This window comes from Actinoplanes sp. NPDC049802, assembly GCF_040656595.1.
Taxonomy (GTDB): domain Bacteria; phylum Actinomycetota; class Actinomycetes; order Mycobacteriales; family Micromonosporaceae; genus Actinoplanes.
On the sequence record NZ_JBFAMR010000032.1, the window covers coordinates 56707 to 69630 of the forward strand.

The following is a 12924-nucleotide window of genomic DNA, read 5'->3' on the forward strand; positions in this document are numbered from 1 at the left end:
CCGGTGGCCAGCAGCTTATTGACCGCCTGGGCAGACTCGGCGGTGGAGTTGTGAACAACCTGTGGAGATGGATCTTTCAGCCCCGGACCGCGGGCGCGGCGTCACCGGATCGTGGTTGGCAGGAAATGGTGAGGTGGGGAGGGCCTGTGGATAACTCTGTGGAGAAAGCTGTGGGCCTGTGGATAACCGTGTGGATTAACGGGTCCAGTCGTGCTTGGCGGCCCGAATCAGACGATCCTTCAGCTCCCGGGTGTGCCGCCGGCTGACCGGCAACTCCACCCCGTCCACCGCCACCACATAGCCGGAACCGGTCAGCCGCAACTCGGTCACCAGGCGCAACTGCACCAGAAACGACCGGTGGATCCGGACGAAACCGGCGTTCGCCCAGCGCTCGGCCAGCGTCGCCAGCGACACCCGGACCAGATGGGAGGCGTCCCCGGTGTGCAGGCGGGCATAGTCGCCCTGCGCCTCCACCCAGCGCACCGACGAGCGCGGCAGCATCCGGGTGGAGCCGGCCAACTCGACCGGGATGGCCGGCTCGTCCGGCGGTGGAGGCGGCACCGACCGCAGCCCGGCCACCCGGCGCAGCGACTCGCCGAGCCGCTCGGCCCGCACCGGTTTCCGCACGTAGTCGGTGACCCCCAGATCGAACGCGTCCACGGCGCCGTCGTCATACGCCGTCACGAACACGATGGCCGGCGGCTGGGCGAACCGCCGCAGGATCCGGGCCAGCTCCATGCCGTCCAGGCCGGGCATCCGGATGTCCAGGAACACCGCGTCCACCTCGGTGTCCCGCAGCACCCGCAGCGCCTCGGTGGCGTCGCCCGCCCGGTGCACGTGTGCCACCCGGCCGTCCGCGTTCAACAGGTACGCCAGCTCGTCCAGCGCCGGCGGCTCGTCGTCGACGGCCAGCACCACGAGGCTCATGTCAGCCCCTCCGCTGCGCTCCGGCGCCGCGTGAGCTCCTCGAACCCGCTCACGCCGACGCCTGGACCTGGGGATGGAATTTCGGCACCCGCATGCTCACCTTCGTACCCGCTCCGGGGGCCGTCTCCACGATCAGGCCGTTGTGGTCGCCGAACACCGAGCGCAGGCGCTCATCCACATTGACCAGCCCGACGTGCTGCCCGTCCTCACTCTCCGAACCGTCTCGCCCGAAGACCTCCGGATCCATGCCGACCCCGTCGTCCTCGACCGTGATGTGGCACTCCGCGCCCGCGTCGCGCGCCTCGATGCTCACCATACCGACACCGGTCTTTCGGGACAGACCATGCCGGACCGCATTTTCCACCAGCGGCTGCAGGCACAGGAACGGCAGACCGACCGGCAGCACCTCGGGCGCGATCTGCAACCGCACCTGCAACCGGTCACCGAACCGGGCCCGCTCGATGGTGAGATATCGATCGATGGACCGGAGCTCCTCGGCGAGTGTCGTGAACTCACCGTGCGCCCGGAAGGAGTAGCGCGTGAACTCGGCGAACTCCAGGATCAGCTCCCGGGCCCGCTCCGGGTCGGTGCGCACGAACGAGGCGATCGCGGTCAGCGCGTTGTAGATGAAATGCGGGCTGATCTGGGCGCGCAGCGCACGCACCTCGGCCCGGGCCAGCCGCTCCCGCGACGAGTCCAGCTCGGCCAGCGCCAACTGCGAACCGGCCCATCGCGCGGTCTCCAGCGTCGCCTGCACGAGGCCCGGCGCCGGCGGCTCGTCGGCCACCGCGACCAGCACGGTGTCCGGCTGACCGTCGGATCCGCTCAGCGGCACCACCACAGCGCCGCGAACCACGCAATCCACCCGGTCACAAACCAGATCAGACCCATTGAGTACGACGGAGCGCCGCGATCTCGCCGCTCGCCGGGCCGCCGCGATGAGCTGTTCGGTGTGGTGCCCGCCCCGCCCGTCGTAGGCGAGACAGTCCGTTCCGTCCACGATCGCCAGCCCGACGGCGCCCACGAGGTAGCGCAGGTGCCGGACCGCCTTACCGGCCGTCGCCGTGCTCAGCCCGGCTCGCAGCGGTTCCGCCGCCAGTGACGCCGTGTGCAGGACGTCGTAGGTGGCCCGTTGCATGGCGGTGGCGATCCCCCGGCGGGCCCGCAGACGCAGCACGGCCACCACCGCGGTGCCGAGCGCGGCGAGCACGGCGAGCACCGCCACCGCGCTTCCGATCTGACCGGCCACGGGACAGATCCTGACGCCTCGATGCCCGGCACGCCAAGGACGCTCCGCGGAAAGCACTGAGGCGTGTTGATTTCGGGTGCGGATCGCACCCGAAATCAACACGCGGGTTGGGGAGCGCAACCGCTCACGCACGTCCGGTGGGGCTCGTGTTCTGGACGCGCCAGCGGCCGGCCTGGCCGGGCGGCTTGCCGCCGCACGACGCGGGCCGGGCGGCTTGCCGCCGCACGACGCGGGCCGGGCGGCTTGCCGCCGCACGACGCGGGCCGGGCGGCTTGCCGCCGCACGGCCTACGTGGTCCGGCTGTTCAGTACGCGCCCTTGCGCTTCAGGACGACCCAGATGGTGCGCCACAGGATGCCCAGGTCATACGTCAGCGACCAGTTGTCGACGTAGTAGAGGTCCAGCCGGACCGCTTCGTCCCAGGAGAGGTCGGAGCGGCCGCTCACCTGCCACAGGCCGGTCATGCCGGGGCGGACCAGCAGCCGCCGGCGGACGTCGCCCAGGTAGTCGCCGTCGTCGGCGGGCAGCGGGCGCGGGCCGACCAGCGACATCTCGCCCTTCAGCACGTTGATCAGCTGAGGCAGCTCGTCCATCGAGGTGGCCCGCAGCTTCGCGCCGAAGGTGAAGATGCGCGGGTCCTGCTTCATCTTGAAGAGCATGCCGTCGGACTCGTTGAGCTCGTCCAGCGTGGCCTTGCGCTCCTCGGCGTCCACGTACATCGTCCGGAACTTCCACACCCGGAAGGTGCGGCCGTCGTGGCCGACCCGGGTCTGCCGGAAGAAGACCGGGCCGGGGTCGGAGAGCCGGATGCCGATCGCGATGAACGCCAGGATCGGGCTGATCAACAGCAGGCCGAGACCCGCCGCGACCCGGTCCATCAGGTTCTTCACCAGCCAGCCGGGGCCGGAGAGCGTGGGCTCCTCGACGTGCAGCAGCGGCAGGCCCTCGATCGGGCGGATGTGCACGCGCGGCCCGGCGATGTCGGTGAGCTGCGGCGCGACCACCAGGTCGACGCCGGTGCCCTCCAACTGCCAGGCCAGGCGGCGCAGCTCGCCGGGCTCGGCGCTGGCCGAGCCGCAGACCGCGATCGTGTCGGCGCCGACCTCACGGACCAGCGACAGCACGTCACGCCCGGCGTAGACCGGGACCGGCGTCTCGATGCCGCGGGCGGCCGCGTAGCCGTCGGTGAGGTGGATGGCGACCGGGATGAGACCGGCGGCCGGGCTGCGGGTGACCGCGGTGTAGACCTCTAGGGCCTCCGGCAGTGTGCCGACCAGGACCATGCGGTGCGCGCCGTGGCCGGTGCTGCGCCGGGCGAAGTGCAGGACCTGCCGGGCCGTCACCCGGCTGAGGAGGATCAGCAGCAGGGCGCTCAGCGACACCGTGGCGACCGTCCCACGGGACAGGTCGGTCTTGGTGGCGAAGGCCAGCAGCGACACGCAGGCCACCACGGTGACCGAGGCGCGGACGACGCGTTTGAACTCCTCGCTGCCCAGGCCCAGGTAACGGCGGTCGTAGGTGCCGTTGGTCCAGAGCAGGAGCAGCCAGCCGAGGGGCAGCACGATGTAGGCGAAGAGGAAGAACAGTTCCGAGTTGCTGAAACCGGCCCGCGACTTCTCGAGGAAACTGGCGATGTAGCTCGCGCCGAGAACCGAGAGCAGATCGAGGACGATCAGCGCTAAGGTGTACGGCCGGTGCCAGCGGGAAAGGCGGCGGCTCGGCCGGCTCCATGCGTTTCGGGGCACCCCGTTGCTCGGTGGCTGTTCCTGCCACTCGAAGCTCTCGTACCGCACGGGTCTGCTCCGGCTGCTGTCGGTAGATGGGCGATGCAGGCTAGTAGTCACTTCGCCTACGTCCTCCCGCATCCGGAAAAAGATTACGCACCGCCACGACCTTGGGATCGCCGGCGGGTCCGCCGCTACCCGTTCGCGTCACAACGGTTGCCATGGACCGGGCCACTATACCGATGGATCGGCCGGAGAGAAGGTGACGTCACGGCCGCAATCCTTACATGTACGCACGGTAATGATTTCGTGGCAAAATCACCGCACCAGCTTGGAGAGCCGCCGATCGGCCAGCGGTTTTCCACCGGTCTGACAGGTCGCGCAGTATTGCAGGCTCTTGTCCGCGAATGACACCTCGCGGACCGTGTCGCCGCAGACCGGGCAGGGCAGCCCGGTCCGCGCGTGCACCCGCATCCCGGCCCTCTTCTCGCCCTTGAGCTCGGCGGCCTTCTGCCCCACCGATCGCTGCACGGCGTCCGTCTCGATCTCCCGCATCGCGGCGTAGAGCGCGTCCAGTTGATCCTCGGTCAGCTTTCCGGTGAGCGCGAAAGGGGACAACCTGGCCGCATGCAGGATCTCGTCGGAGTAGGCGTTCCCTATCCCGGCGAGCACCTCCTGATCGACGAGCACCCCTTTGACCTGCCCGTTGCGCCCGCGGAGCCGGTCGGCGAACTCGTCCCGGGAGACGGCCAGCGCGTCCGGGCCGAGCCGGGCCACCCCCGGCACCTCGGCCGGATCCCGCACCAGGTAGACGGCCAGGGACTTCTGGGTGCCGGCCTCGGTCAGGTCGAACCCGGAGCCGTCGTCCAGCCGCACCCGGACCGCGATCGGCCCGCTGCCCGGCTTGAGCGGGGCCGGCGACTTGAACGAGTCCCGGTAGTGCAGCCAGCCCGCCCGGGCCAGGTGGACGACCATGTGCAGGTCGTCGCCGAGGCTGACGTCGAGGAACTTGCCGTGCCGGCCGGCTCCGGAGAGCGGCGTGCCGGCGATCGCCGAGGGCGCCGGATCATAAGTCTTCAGCGCGCTGAACGAGGCTACTTCGAAGCGCTGCACGGTGTGGCCGACCGCCCGCTCACGCAGATATGCCGCGAGCGCCTCGACCTCGGGGAGTTCGGGCATTCCCTCACGGTAGCGTTTCGGCGTCCGAACGAGGAGAGAGCGAAACGAGCCCCGTGGTTCGGACCATTAGGCTCCAGCCCCATGAAGGTGGTGGTAGCGCACAACCGGTACCGCGAGGCGATCCCCTCCGGCGAGAACGTCATCGTCGACACGGAGATCGGCCAGCTTCGCGCGGCCGGCGTCGAGGTGGTGCCGTTTCAGCGCAGTTCCGACTCGATCGATTCACTGTCGGCGGCGCGGAAGGCGCTGTTGCCGATCTCGCCGGTCTACGGCGCCGAGGCCCAGCGTGATCTGGCGGCCCTGCTGACGGCGGAGAGACCGGACGCGTTGCATCTGCACAACCCGTACCCGCTGCTCTCGCCGTGGGTGATCCGGACCGCCCACGCGCACGGCGTCCCGGTGGTGCAGACCGTGCACAACTACCGGCAGGTCTGCTCGTCGGGGCTGTACTTCCGGGACGGGCACAACTGCCGGGACTGCCGTGGCAAGCTGCTCGGCTGGCCGGCGGTCAAGAACCGCTGCTACCGCGGCTCGGCGGCGCAGAGCGCGATCATGGCGACCACGCTGGCCGTGCACCGGCCCACCTGGCGCTCGGTGGACCGCTACATCGCGCTCACCGACAAGATCGCCGCGCATCTGGCCGACTACGGCATCCCGGACGACCGCATCGTGATCAAGCCGAACGGCCTCCCCGACCCCGGCGCCCCCGCACCGCTGGGTGAGGGGTTCCTCTACGGCGCGCGGCTCTCCCCCGAGAAGGGCCTCGGCCTGCTCCTCGACGCCTGGCGCCGGCACCCGGACGGCAGCCTCGGCACGCTGCGCATCGCCGGCGACGGCGAACTCCGGCCGCTGGCCGAGCAAGCTGATCGGGAACGGTCGGACGTCACCTATCTGGGTCCGCTGGACCGCGCCGGGATGGCCGCGGCCCGCCAAGCCTCAGCGGTCGTGATCGCCGTCCCCACGTGGGAAGACGTCCTGCCGACGGTCATTCTGGAAGCGATGTCGACGGGCCGCGCGGTCCTGGGTACTGCGGTAGGCGGCATCCCCTACATGATCGGTTCCGGTCCCGAAGCGGCCGGCTGGCTCGCCGATCCGGACCCCGTCGCCCTGGCCGCCGCGCTCCCTCTGGCCCGAGCCGGCGCGCCCGCGGCGGCGGTGGCGGCCCGAGCCCGCTACCAGCACCACTTCCACCCCGACGTCCTCACACCCCGCTTGATCTCCATCTACGCGGACATGTCACGCCACGCCCACAGATAACCCCATCCCCGGTACGGCGTTCGCCGCCCCGAAGACAACGGCAGTCCCGCCCGCCCCACGCGAGCACCTGCCCACTCAAGCCCGTGCCGCGCCCACCGGGCTGAGCTCGTGGGTACTGCCGGCTCGGGGGCTGCCGCAACTCTCGATGAAGCAGCCCCCGAGCCGGCCGACTCAGCTCTTCAGGGACTCGCGGCCGGCGAAGGCGATGCTCGCGGCGAGGAAGCCACCGTTGACGAGGGTGAAGAGGGCGACGAACCACACCGCGAACTGGGGCGCCACGGTGAGGACCACACCGGCCAGGGCGATCACCGCGCCGTAGTCGCGGACCAGCTTGGCGGCGCGAACCGGCAGGGACCTGCTGGTCACCATGCTGGCGGCCTGGCTGCCGGTCTGCATGACCGAGGTGACCAGGTTGACCATCCAGGTGGCGGCGAAGGCGGCGAGCAGCCACGCCGGGGTGTCCGGTTCCTGGGCGGCGGCGGTCGCGGACAGCGCCGCCACCAGCGACGCCTGGACGGCCACGTCGCAGAGCACGTCGAGCCGGCCGCCGGCGGGGCTGGACCGGCCGGTGACGCGGGCCAGCTGACCGTCGGAGCAGTCGAACGCGTACGCCATCTGCCAGCCGATCAGCGCGAGCAGGCCGATCGGCGCGGCCCAGATGCTGCCCCCGGCGACCGGGCCGGCGGCCGCGATGACGACGAACGACGTCAGGCAGCCGAGTCCCAGGTTGAGGATGGTCAGCACGGTCGGCGTGAGGCGGCGTTTGTGTGCCTGGACCGCGATCCGGGCGCCGATCCGCTGGCTGATCGCCTCGCTGAAGAGGCCACCGCCACGGTTGACCGCGTAGTAGTCGGCGGCGGTGGGCGTACCGCTGAGGGGTGTGCCGGACGGGCCGGGCGAGCCGGCGGCGGGCGCTGCGCCGGGGTTGTCGATCCGGGTGGGATTCGCCGGAGGAACCGGAACGGACCGGGCCGTCGGTGGCCGGCCGTCCCCGACGGGAGGGCGGCCGGTGCCGGATTCAGAGGATCGCGAGGGCATCGTTGTATTCGGCCAGCTTCTGCCGGGTCTGTTCCGGCGTCATGGCGAGGTGTTCCAGGATGGTGTAGCGGTCCGGGCGGGTCCGCGGCGCGAACTCGACGGCCTGGACGAACTGTTCGGCGTCCAGCCCCACGTCGGACGGCGTGCGGGGGAGCTGGTGCCGGAGCAGACAGTCGGACATCTGCTTGAGCCGTCGCTCGTCCTCACGCAGGAAGGTGCAGAACAACGCTCCGAGACCGGCGAGTTCGCCGTGTGAGGCGGTGTTCGGGAAGAGCGAGTCGATGGCGTGCATGATCTCGTGGCAGCCGCCGCTGGAGGGCCGGCTGCTGCCGCAGACCGCCATCGCCAGACCGCTGGAGATCAGCGCCTCGGCGAGCACGGTGACGAACGCGTCGTCGGACATGTCGCCGGGCATGGTCAGCACCGCTTCGGCGCCCATCCGGGCGAGGGAGGCGGCCAGGCCGTCGACCGGCTCACCGCGCACCTGGCGGGCCAGTTCCCAGTCGGCGAGCGCGCTGATGTTGCTGATCACGTCGCCGATGCCGGCCCGGTTGACCAGTTCCGGCCCGTTCTCCACGAAGTCCAGGTCGACGACGACGCCGAACGGGATGTGCACCCCGTACGACCCCTTGATGCCGTCGTTGATGAGGCTGGCCACCGGTGAGGCGATGCCGTCGTTGGCGAGGCTGGTCGCGACCGACACCATCGGCAGGCCCCAGCGGCTCGCCGCGTATTTGGCGGTGTCGACGGTCTTGCCGCCGCCGATGCCGACGACCGCGTCGAAGTGGCCGGAACGCAGTTTGCCGGACAGTTCCAGCGCCGCGTCCAGGGTGCCGCCGCCGGTCACGAAGATCTCGGCGGAGGTCAGCGAGGGGCGGAGCAGGTCGACGACCTGCTCGCCGAGACCCGGTCCGACGACGACCGCCACCTCGCCGCCGGAGGAGATCCGGCCGTCGGCGAGGATCTTGCCGAGGTCGGCGACCGCGCCCCGCCGCACCTCGATGTGCAGCGGGGTCTGGACGCTACGGGCTAGTAGCGGCATGCGATGTCCCGCGCCTTCGCCAGGTCCTCGTGGTTGTCCACCTCGACCCAGGAGACGTCGCCGATCTGGGCGCCCCGGACCTCGCCGCCGCGGTCGGCGTACACCTGGAAACCGTCCTCGTAGAACTGGTTGGGGTCGCGTTCGAAGGTGGCCTTCAGCGCGTCGGCCAGCTTGCCGGCCGCGGACGCCTCGATGATGTTGGCGCCGATGTACTCCCCGTACGCCTCGGCCGGGTCCATCAGCTTCGTGATTTTGGTGAGCTGGCCATCTTCATTGAAGACGGTCTTCATCTCCTCGTCAGCCAGCTTCTTCACAGTGTCGACGGCGAGGAGGATGCTCGGCCCGCGCTGGGCCAGCAGGGTGTGCTCCACGCTGACCGGGTGCACGGTGTCGCCGTTCACCATGAGGGCGCCCTGGGCGAAGTGGTCCCGGGCGAGCCACAGGGAGTAGGCGTTGTTCCACTCCTCGGCCTTGTCGTTGTGAACCAGGGAGATCTTCACGCCGTACTTCCGCTCGAAGCCTTCGACGCGCTCCTCCACCGCGCCGGCGCAGTAGCCGACGACGATGGTCACGTCCTTGAGGCCCGCGCCCGCGAGGTTCCGGAGCGAGATGTCCATGATCGTGGTCTCCCCGTCCACGGGGACCAGCGCCTTCGGGAGCGTGTCGGTGTACGGGCGAAGCCTGCGCCCGGCCCCGGCGGCGAGTACCAGACCGATCATGGGGGTGGTTCCTTCCAGCGATGTGAGAGGTGCCCAGCGAGGATAGCGGCTTGTGTCCCATCCGTAGGATTCGCGAGGGGCGCTGGGGAAATGGTATAGACCCGGCTTCTAAGCTGATGGGCATGACCGCTGAGCAGCTGATCTCCTTCGCCCGTGGCGCCCCTTCCCTGGACATCGTCGACGTGGAGGGCCTGAAGGCCGCCGCCGCCCGCGCTTTCGACGCGGACCCGGCCGGTGTGACCGCTTACGGCACCTCCGTCGGCTACCTGCCGCTGCGGAAGTGGATCGCGGACAAGCACCACGTATCCGCGGATCAGGTCATCGTCACGAACGGTTCGCTGCAGGCGGACGCGTTCCTCTTCGGCCACCTGGTGAAGCCCGGCGACGACGTGGTGGTGGAGAAGCCGACGTATGACCGGACGCTGCTCAACCTGCAGAACCTGGGCGCCAAGGTGCACCAGGTGACGGTGCGGCCGGACGGCATCGACGTCGAGGAGCTGCGCGCGCTGCTCGAGTCCGGGGTGCGGCCGAAGCTGGCGCACATCATTCCGAACTACCAGAACCCGGCCGGTGTCACGCTCTCCGAGCAGAAGCGGCGCGGCCTGCTGGCCCTGGCCGAGCAGTACGAGTTCATCATCTTCGAGGACGACCCGTACGTGGACATCCGGTTCCGTGGCGAGCCGCTGCCGTCGATGCTGTCGATGGACACGAACAGCCTGGTCGTGCACGCCTCCAGCTTCACCAAGACGGTCTGCCCCGGTGTCCGCGTCGGTTACCTGGTCGGCCCGGCCGCGCTGATCGACGCGATCGCGAAGAAGGCGACCAACCTCTACATCTCTCCGGGCATGGTGTCCGAGGCGATCGTCCACCAGTTCTGCGTCTCCGGCGACATCGAGAAGTCGGTCCGGACGGTCAGCGAGGCGCTGGGCGAACGGGCGCGGGTGCTGGCCGAATCGATCCGCAAGCACATCCCCGGGGCCACTTTCACCGAGCCGGACGGCGGTTACTTCCTCTGGGTCGACCTGCCGTCGGACGTCGACGTGGACAAGCTGTTCCCGGCCGCCATGAAGAAGGGTGTCGCGGTCGTGAAGGGCAGCGACTTCCTGCTCGCGGGCGGTAAGAGCTCGCTGCGGCTGGCGTACTCCGCGGTCACCGTCGACCAGATCGACGAGGGTGTGCGACGGATCGCCGAGGCGATCGAAGAGGTTCGCGGCTGACGTATCCGTGCGCCGGGTGAGCTGAGGTTCGCCCGGCGCGGGTACCCTCGGCTGGTTTGTCGTCCCCCGGGGGAGGTTGGCATGGCGGAACGTGGTTGGACCCGGGGCCGGCCCCTCGGAGCGGCCTGGGCGGCCCGGATGAGAGGGCTGCTGCACAACGGCGAGCACGCCGAGCGCGGCGACTCCGACGACAGCGCGCCGACCTCCGTGGTGAACTGCGGGGTGTACGCGGACGGCCGCCGGATGCCGGGCGAGTTCAGCCCGGACGAGGCACTGGCCGAGGCCTGCCGGCGGGAGGGCGCCTTCGTCTGGCTGGGTCTGCACGAGCCGTCCGCACTGGAGATGGCCGGCATCGCCCGCACCTACGGCCTGCACGAGCTGGCCGTGGAGGACGCGGTCAAGGCGGAGCAGCGGCCCAAGCTGGAGCAGTTCGGCGACGTGCACTTCCTGGTGCTGCGCACCGCCCGGTACGTTCCGCACGCCGAGCTGACCGAGAGTTCGCAGGTGGTCGAGACCGGCCAGATGATGATCTTCATCGGTGAGCAGTTCGTGATCACGGTCCGGCACGGGGACGCCTCCGAGATGGCGCCGGTCCGGGCCGACCTGGAGAGCCAGCGGGCGGTGCTGCTCCAGCAGGGGCCGTGGGCGGTCGCCTACGCGGTGACCGACCGGGTGGTCGACCACTATCTGGAGGTGGCCGACGAGGTCGAGGCCGACCTGGACATCATCGAGGAGGGCGTCTTCTCCCGCGAGCGCAGCGCCCCGATCCAGCAGGTCTACCACCTCAAGCGGGAGCTCGTGGAGTTCCGCCGGGCGGTGGTGCCGCTGCAGCGGCCACTCGCCTCGATCACGTCGAGCCAGGGCGTGGTGCCGAAGGAGATCCGGCGCTACTTCCGGGACGTTCAAGACCATTTGACGCGTACGGTCGAGCAGGTCTCCTCCTACGACGACCTGCTCAACTCGATCCTCCAAGCCCGCCTCGCACAGGTGACCGTGGACCAGAACAACGACATGCGGAAGATCGCCTCGTGGGCCGCGATCGCCACGGTGTGGACCGCGTTCGCCGGGGTCTACGGCATGAACTTCGACTACATGCCGGAGACCGAGTGGAGGTACGGATATCCCGCTCTGATCGCCCTGTTGTCCGGTGTCACCGTGCTGCTCTACCGGGCGCTGCGGCGTAACGGCTGGCTCTGACCCCACGCGAATCGGCCGGAACCCCTAGAGTGTCGGGGTGCCGTCGCGTCAGGATGAGCTGCACTCGTATCAGTACTCGGTGCAGCGTGTGGTGGCGGCGCTGGTGTCGCACGACCCGGACCCGCATCGTTCCCCGCTGCGCCGGGCCGGTGCCACGGCCCTGGTCGGGCTGCTGGTCGCCGCCCTCGCGGTCGGTGGTTTCGCGGCGTACGGGCTCTTCACCGGTCACACCATGGCGAAGGCCACCGACGCCACCTCGGTGCTGGTCGAGAAGAAGACCGGAGCGAGGTACGTCTATCTGCCCGCCGACGGCAAGTTGCATCCGGTGCTCAACTACACCTCCGGTCTGCTGCTGGCCACCGGCAACCCGACGCGGCTGAAGACCGTTCCGGCCGACGAGCTGGCGAAGGTGCCGCTGGGCGAGCCGCTCGGCATCCCCGACGCGCCGGACGCCCTGCCCGCGCCGGGTGACCTGCTCGGTGGCGCCTGGTCGGTGTGCACCGACACGTCCGGCGGCCCGCCGCGCAGCACCCTGCTGATCGGGGCCACCCCGGCGGGCGGCACGGCGCCGGCGTCCGGGCTGCTGGTCCGGGACACCGCCGGGCGTACGCATCTGGTGCACGGTGGCAAGCGTTTCCTGATCCCGGCCGCCCGGGTGGACGCCGTGCAGCGGGCCCTCGGCTGGTACGGCACCCGCCCCTGGCAGGTCTCCGCCGCCTGGGCCGACGCCGTCCCGGCCGGCCCCGACCTGGACGCCCCCACCATTCCGAACTTCCGGCGACCGTCGGCCATCGACGGCCGCAGGGTGGGGCAGGTCCTCACCGCGGACGGCAAGACCTTCGCGCTGGTGCTGTCGGACGGCATCGCGCCGCTGACCGTGATGCAGGCGCGGCTGCTGGCGGCCGTCTACAACCTGTCGTCGCCGATCACCGTCGGCGCCGAGTTCCTGGAGCTGCCCGACTCGCGGGTGGGCCTGGGTCTGGGCCAGACCGGAGAAGGGCTGCCGGCTTCCGTTCCCACACTGGGCGAGGCGCCGAAGAACGCGTGCGTCGGCTCCACCGGTGACGCGCTCCGGGTGAACACCACCTACCCGGCGGGCAGCGCGCCCGGAACCGGGGCCCGCGTCGACCTGGTGCACATCGCCCGCGGCAAGGGGGCGCTGGTCGAGGCGGCCGCGTCACCGGACGCCCCGGCCGGCAGCGGCACGGTCGGCCTGGTCACCGACTCCGGCCGGTTCTATCCGCTGGCCGGGCGCGACGTGCCGGCCCGCCTCGGGTACGCGAACGCCCGGCCGGTACGTGTTCCGGCCCAGTTCGTCGCGTACCTGCCGGCCGGACCGGCGTTGGATCCGGTCCGGGCCGGCCGGTCGTCGTAGT

11 protein-coding genes are annotated in these 12924 nt (G+C 70.4%); 4 read left to right on the top strand and 7 right to left on the bottom strand.

Features of this window, described 5'->3' with window-relative positions; all coding sequences use genetic code 11:
* Nucleotides 1-195: 195 nt before the first annotated feature.
* The 4 genes from AB0I88_RS22645 to AB0I88_RS22660 all read right to left on the bottom strand — a co-directional run bounded on the left by AB0I88_RS22645 (nucleotide 196) and on the right by AB0I88_RS22660 (nucleotide 5078).
* Complete coding sequence (locus AB0I88_RS22645) at nucleotides 196-927, bottom strand: response regulator transcription factor (protein WP_361027734.1); 732 nt, start codon at nucleotides 925-927, stop codon at nucleotides 196-198.
* 49 nt (nucleotides 928-976) lie between these two features.
* A complete protein-coding gene (locus AB0I88_RS22650; RefSeq protein WP_361027737.1) occupies nucleotides 977-2176 on the bottom strand; it encodes a histidine kinase in 1200 nt (399 codons plus the stop codon).
* Nucleotides 2177-2480: 304 nt separating this feature from the next.
* The gene (locus AB0I88_RS22655; RefSeq protein WP_361027740.1) at nucleotides 2481-4040 is read right to left on the bottom strand and encodes a sugar transferase; all 1560 of its coding nucleotides are present in this window, start codon (nucleotides 4038-4040) and stop codon (nucleotides 2481-2483) included.
* 177 nt (nucleotides 4041-4217) lie between these two features.
* Nucleotides 4218-5078: a DNA-formamidopyrimidine glycosylase family protein gene (locus AB0I88_RS22660; RefSeq protein WP_361027743.1), complete on the bottom strand. Its 861-nt coding sequence runs from the start codon at nucleotides 5076-5078 to the stop codon at nucleotides 4218-4220.
* 81 nt (nucleotides 5079-5159) lie between these two features.
* Between AB0I88_RS22660 and AB0I88_RS22665 the strand changes: the two genes are divergently transcribed.
* On the top strand, nucleotides 5160-6335 hold the full coding sequence (locus AB0I88_RS22665; RefSeq protein ID WP_361027746.1) for a glycosyltransferase family 4 protein: 1176 nt from the start codon (nucleotides 5160-5162) through the stop codon (nucleotides 6333-6335).
* A 171-nt stretch (nucleotides 6336-6506) separates the two neighbouring features.
* On the opposite strand, the gene AB0I88_RS22670 is transcribed toward AB0I88_RS22665, so the two are convergent.
* The 3 genes from AB0I88_RS22670 to AB0I88_RS22680 are packed head-to-tail and all read right to left on the bottom strand — an operon-like array spanning nucleotide 6507 to nucleotide 9134.
* Nucleotides 6507-7373 (bottom strand): CDP-alcohol phosphatidyltransferase family protein, encoded by an 867-nt coding sequence (locus tag AB0I88_RS22670; protein ID WP_361027748.1) that lies wholly within the window; start codon nucleotides 7371-7373, stop codon nucleotides 6507-6509.
* Nucleotides 7354-8415 (bottom strand): iron-containing alcohol dehydrogenase family protein, encoded by a 1062-nt coding sequence (locus AB0I88_RS22675; RefSeq protein WP_361027751.1) that lies wholly within the window; start codon nucleotides 8413-8415, stop codon nucleotides 7354-7356. Before AB0I88_RS22675 ends, AB0I88_RS22670 begins: the two co-directional genes overlap by 20 nt.
* Nucleotides 8403-9134 (bottom strand): phosphocholine cytidylyltransferase family protein, encoded by a 732-nt coding sequence (locus AB0I88_RS22680; protein WP_361027754.1) that lies wholly within the window; start codon nucleotides 9132-9134, stop codon nucleotides 8403-8405. Before AB0I88_RS22680 ends, AB0I88_RS22675 begins: the two co-directional genes overlap by 13 nt.
* 122 nt (nucleotides 9135-9256) lie before the next feature.
* Between AB0I88_RS22680 and AB0I88_RS22685 the strand changes: the two genes are divergently transcribed.
* The 3 genes from AB0I88_RS22685 to eccB all read left to right on the top strand — a co-directional run bounded on the left by AB0I88_RS22685 (nucleotide 9257) and on the right by eccB (nucleotide 12923).
* The gene (locus AB0I88_RS22685; RefSeq protein WP_361027757.1) at nucleotides 9257-10351 is read left to right on the top strand and encodes a PLP-dependent aminotransferase family protein; all 1095 of its coding nucleotides are present in this window, start codon (nucleotides 9257-9259) and stop codon (nucleotides 10349-10351) included.
* A gap of 81 nt (nucleotides 10352-10432) precedes the next feature.
* The gene (locus AB0I88_RS22690; protein ID WP_361027760.1) at nucleotides 10433-11548 is read left to right on the top strand and encodes a magnesium and cobalt transport protein CorA; all 1116 of its coding nucleotides are present in this window, start codon (nucleotides 10433-10435) and stop codon (nucleotides 11546-11548) included.
* Nucleotides 11549-11585: 37 nt separating this feature from the next.
* Complete coding sequence (gene eccB / locus AB0I88_RS22695) at nucleotides 11586-12923, top strand: type VII secretion protein EccB (RefSeq protein ID WP_361027763.1); 1338 nt, start codon at nucleotides 11586-11588, stop codon at nucleotides 12921-12923.
* Nucleotide 12924 lies beyond the last annotated feature (1 nt).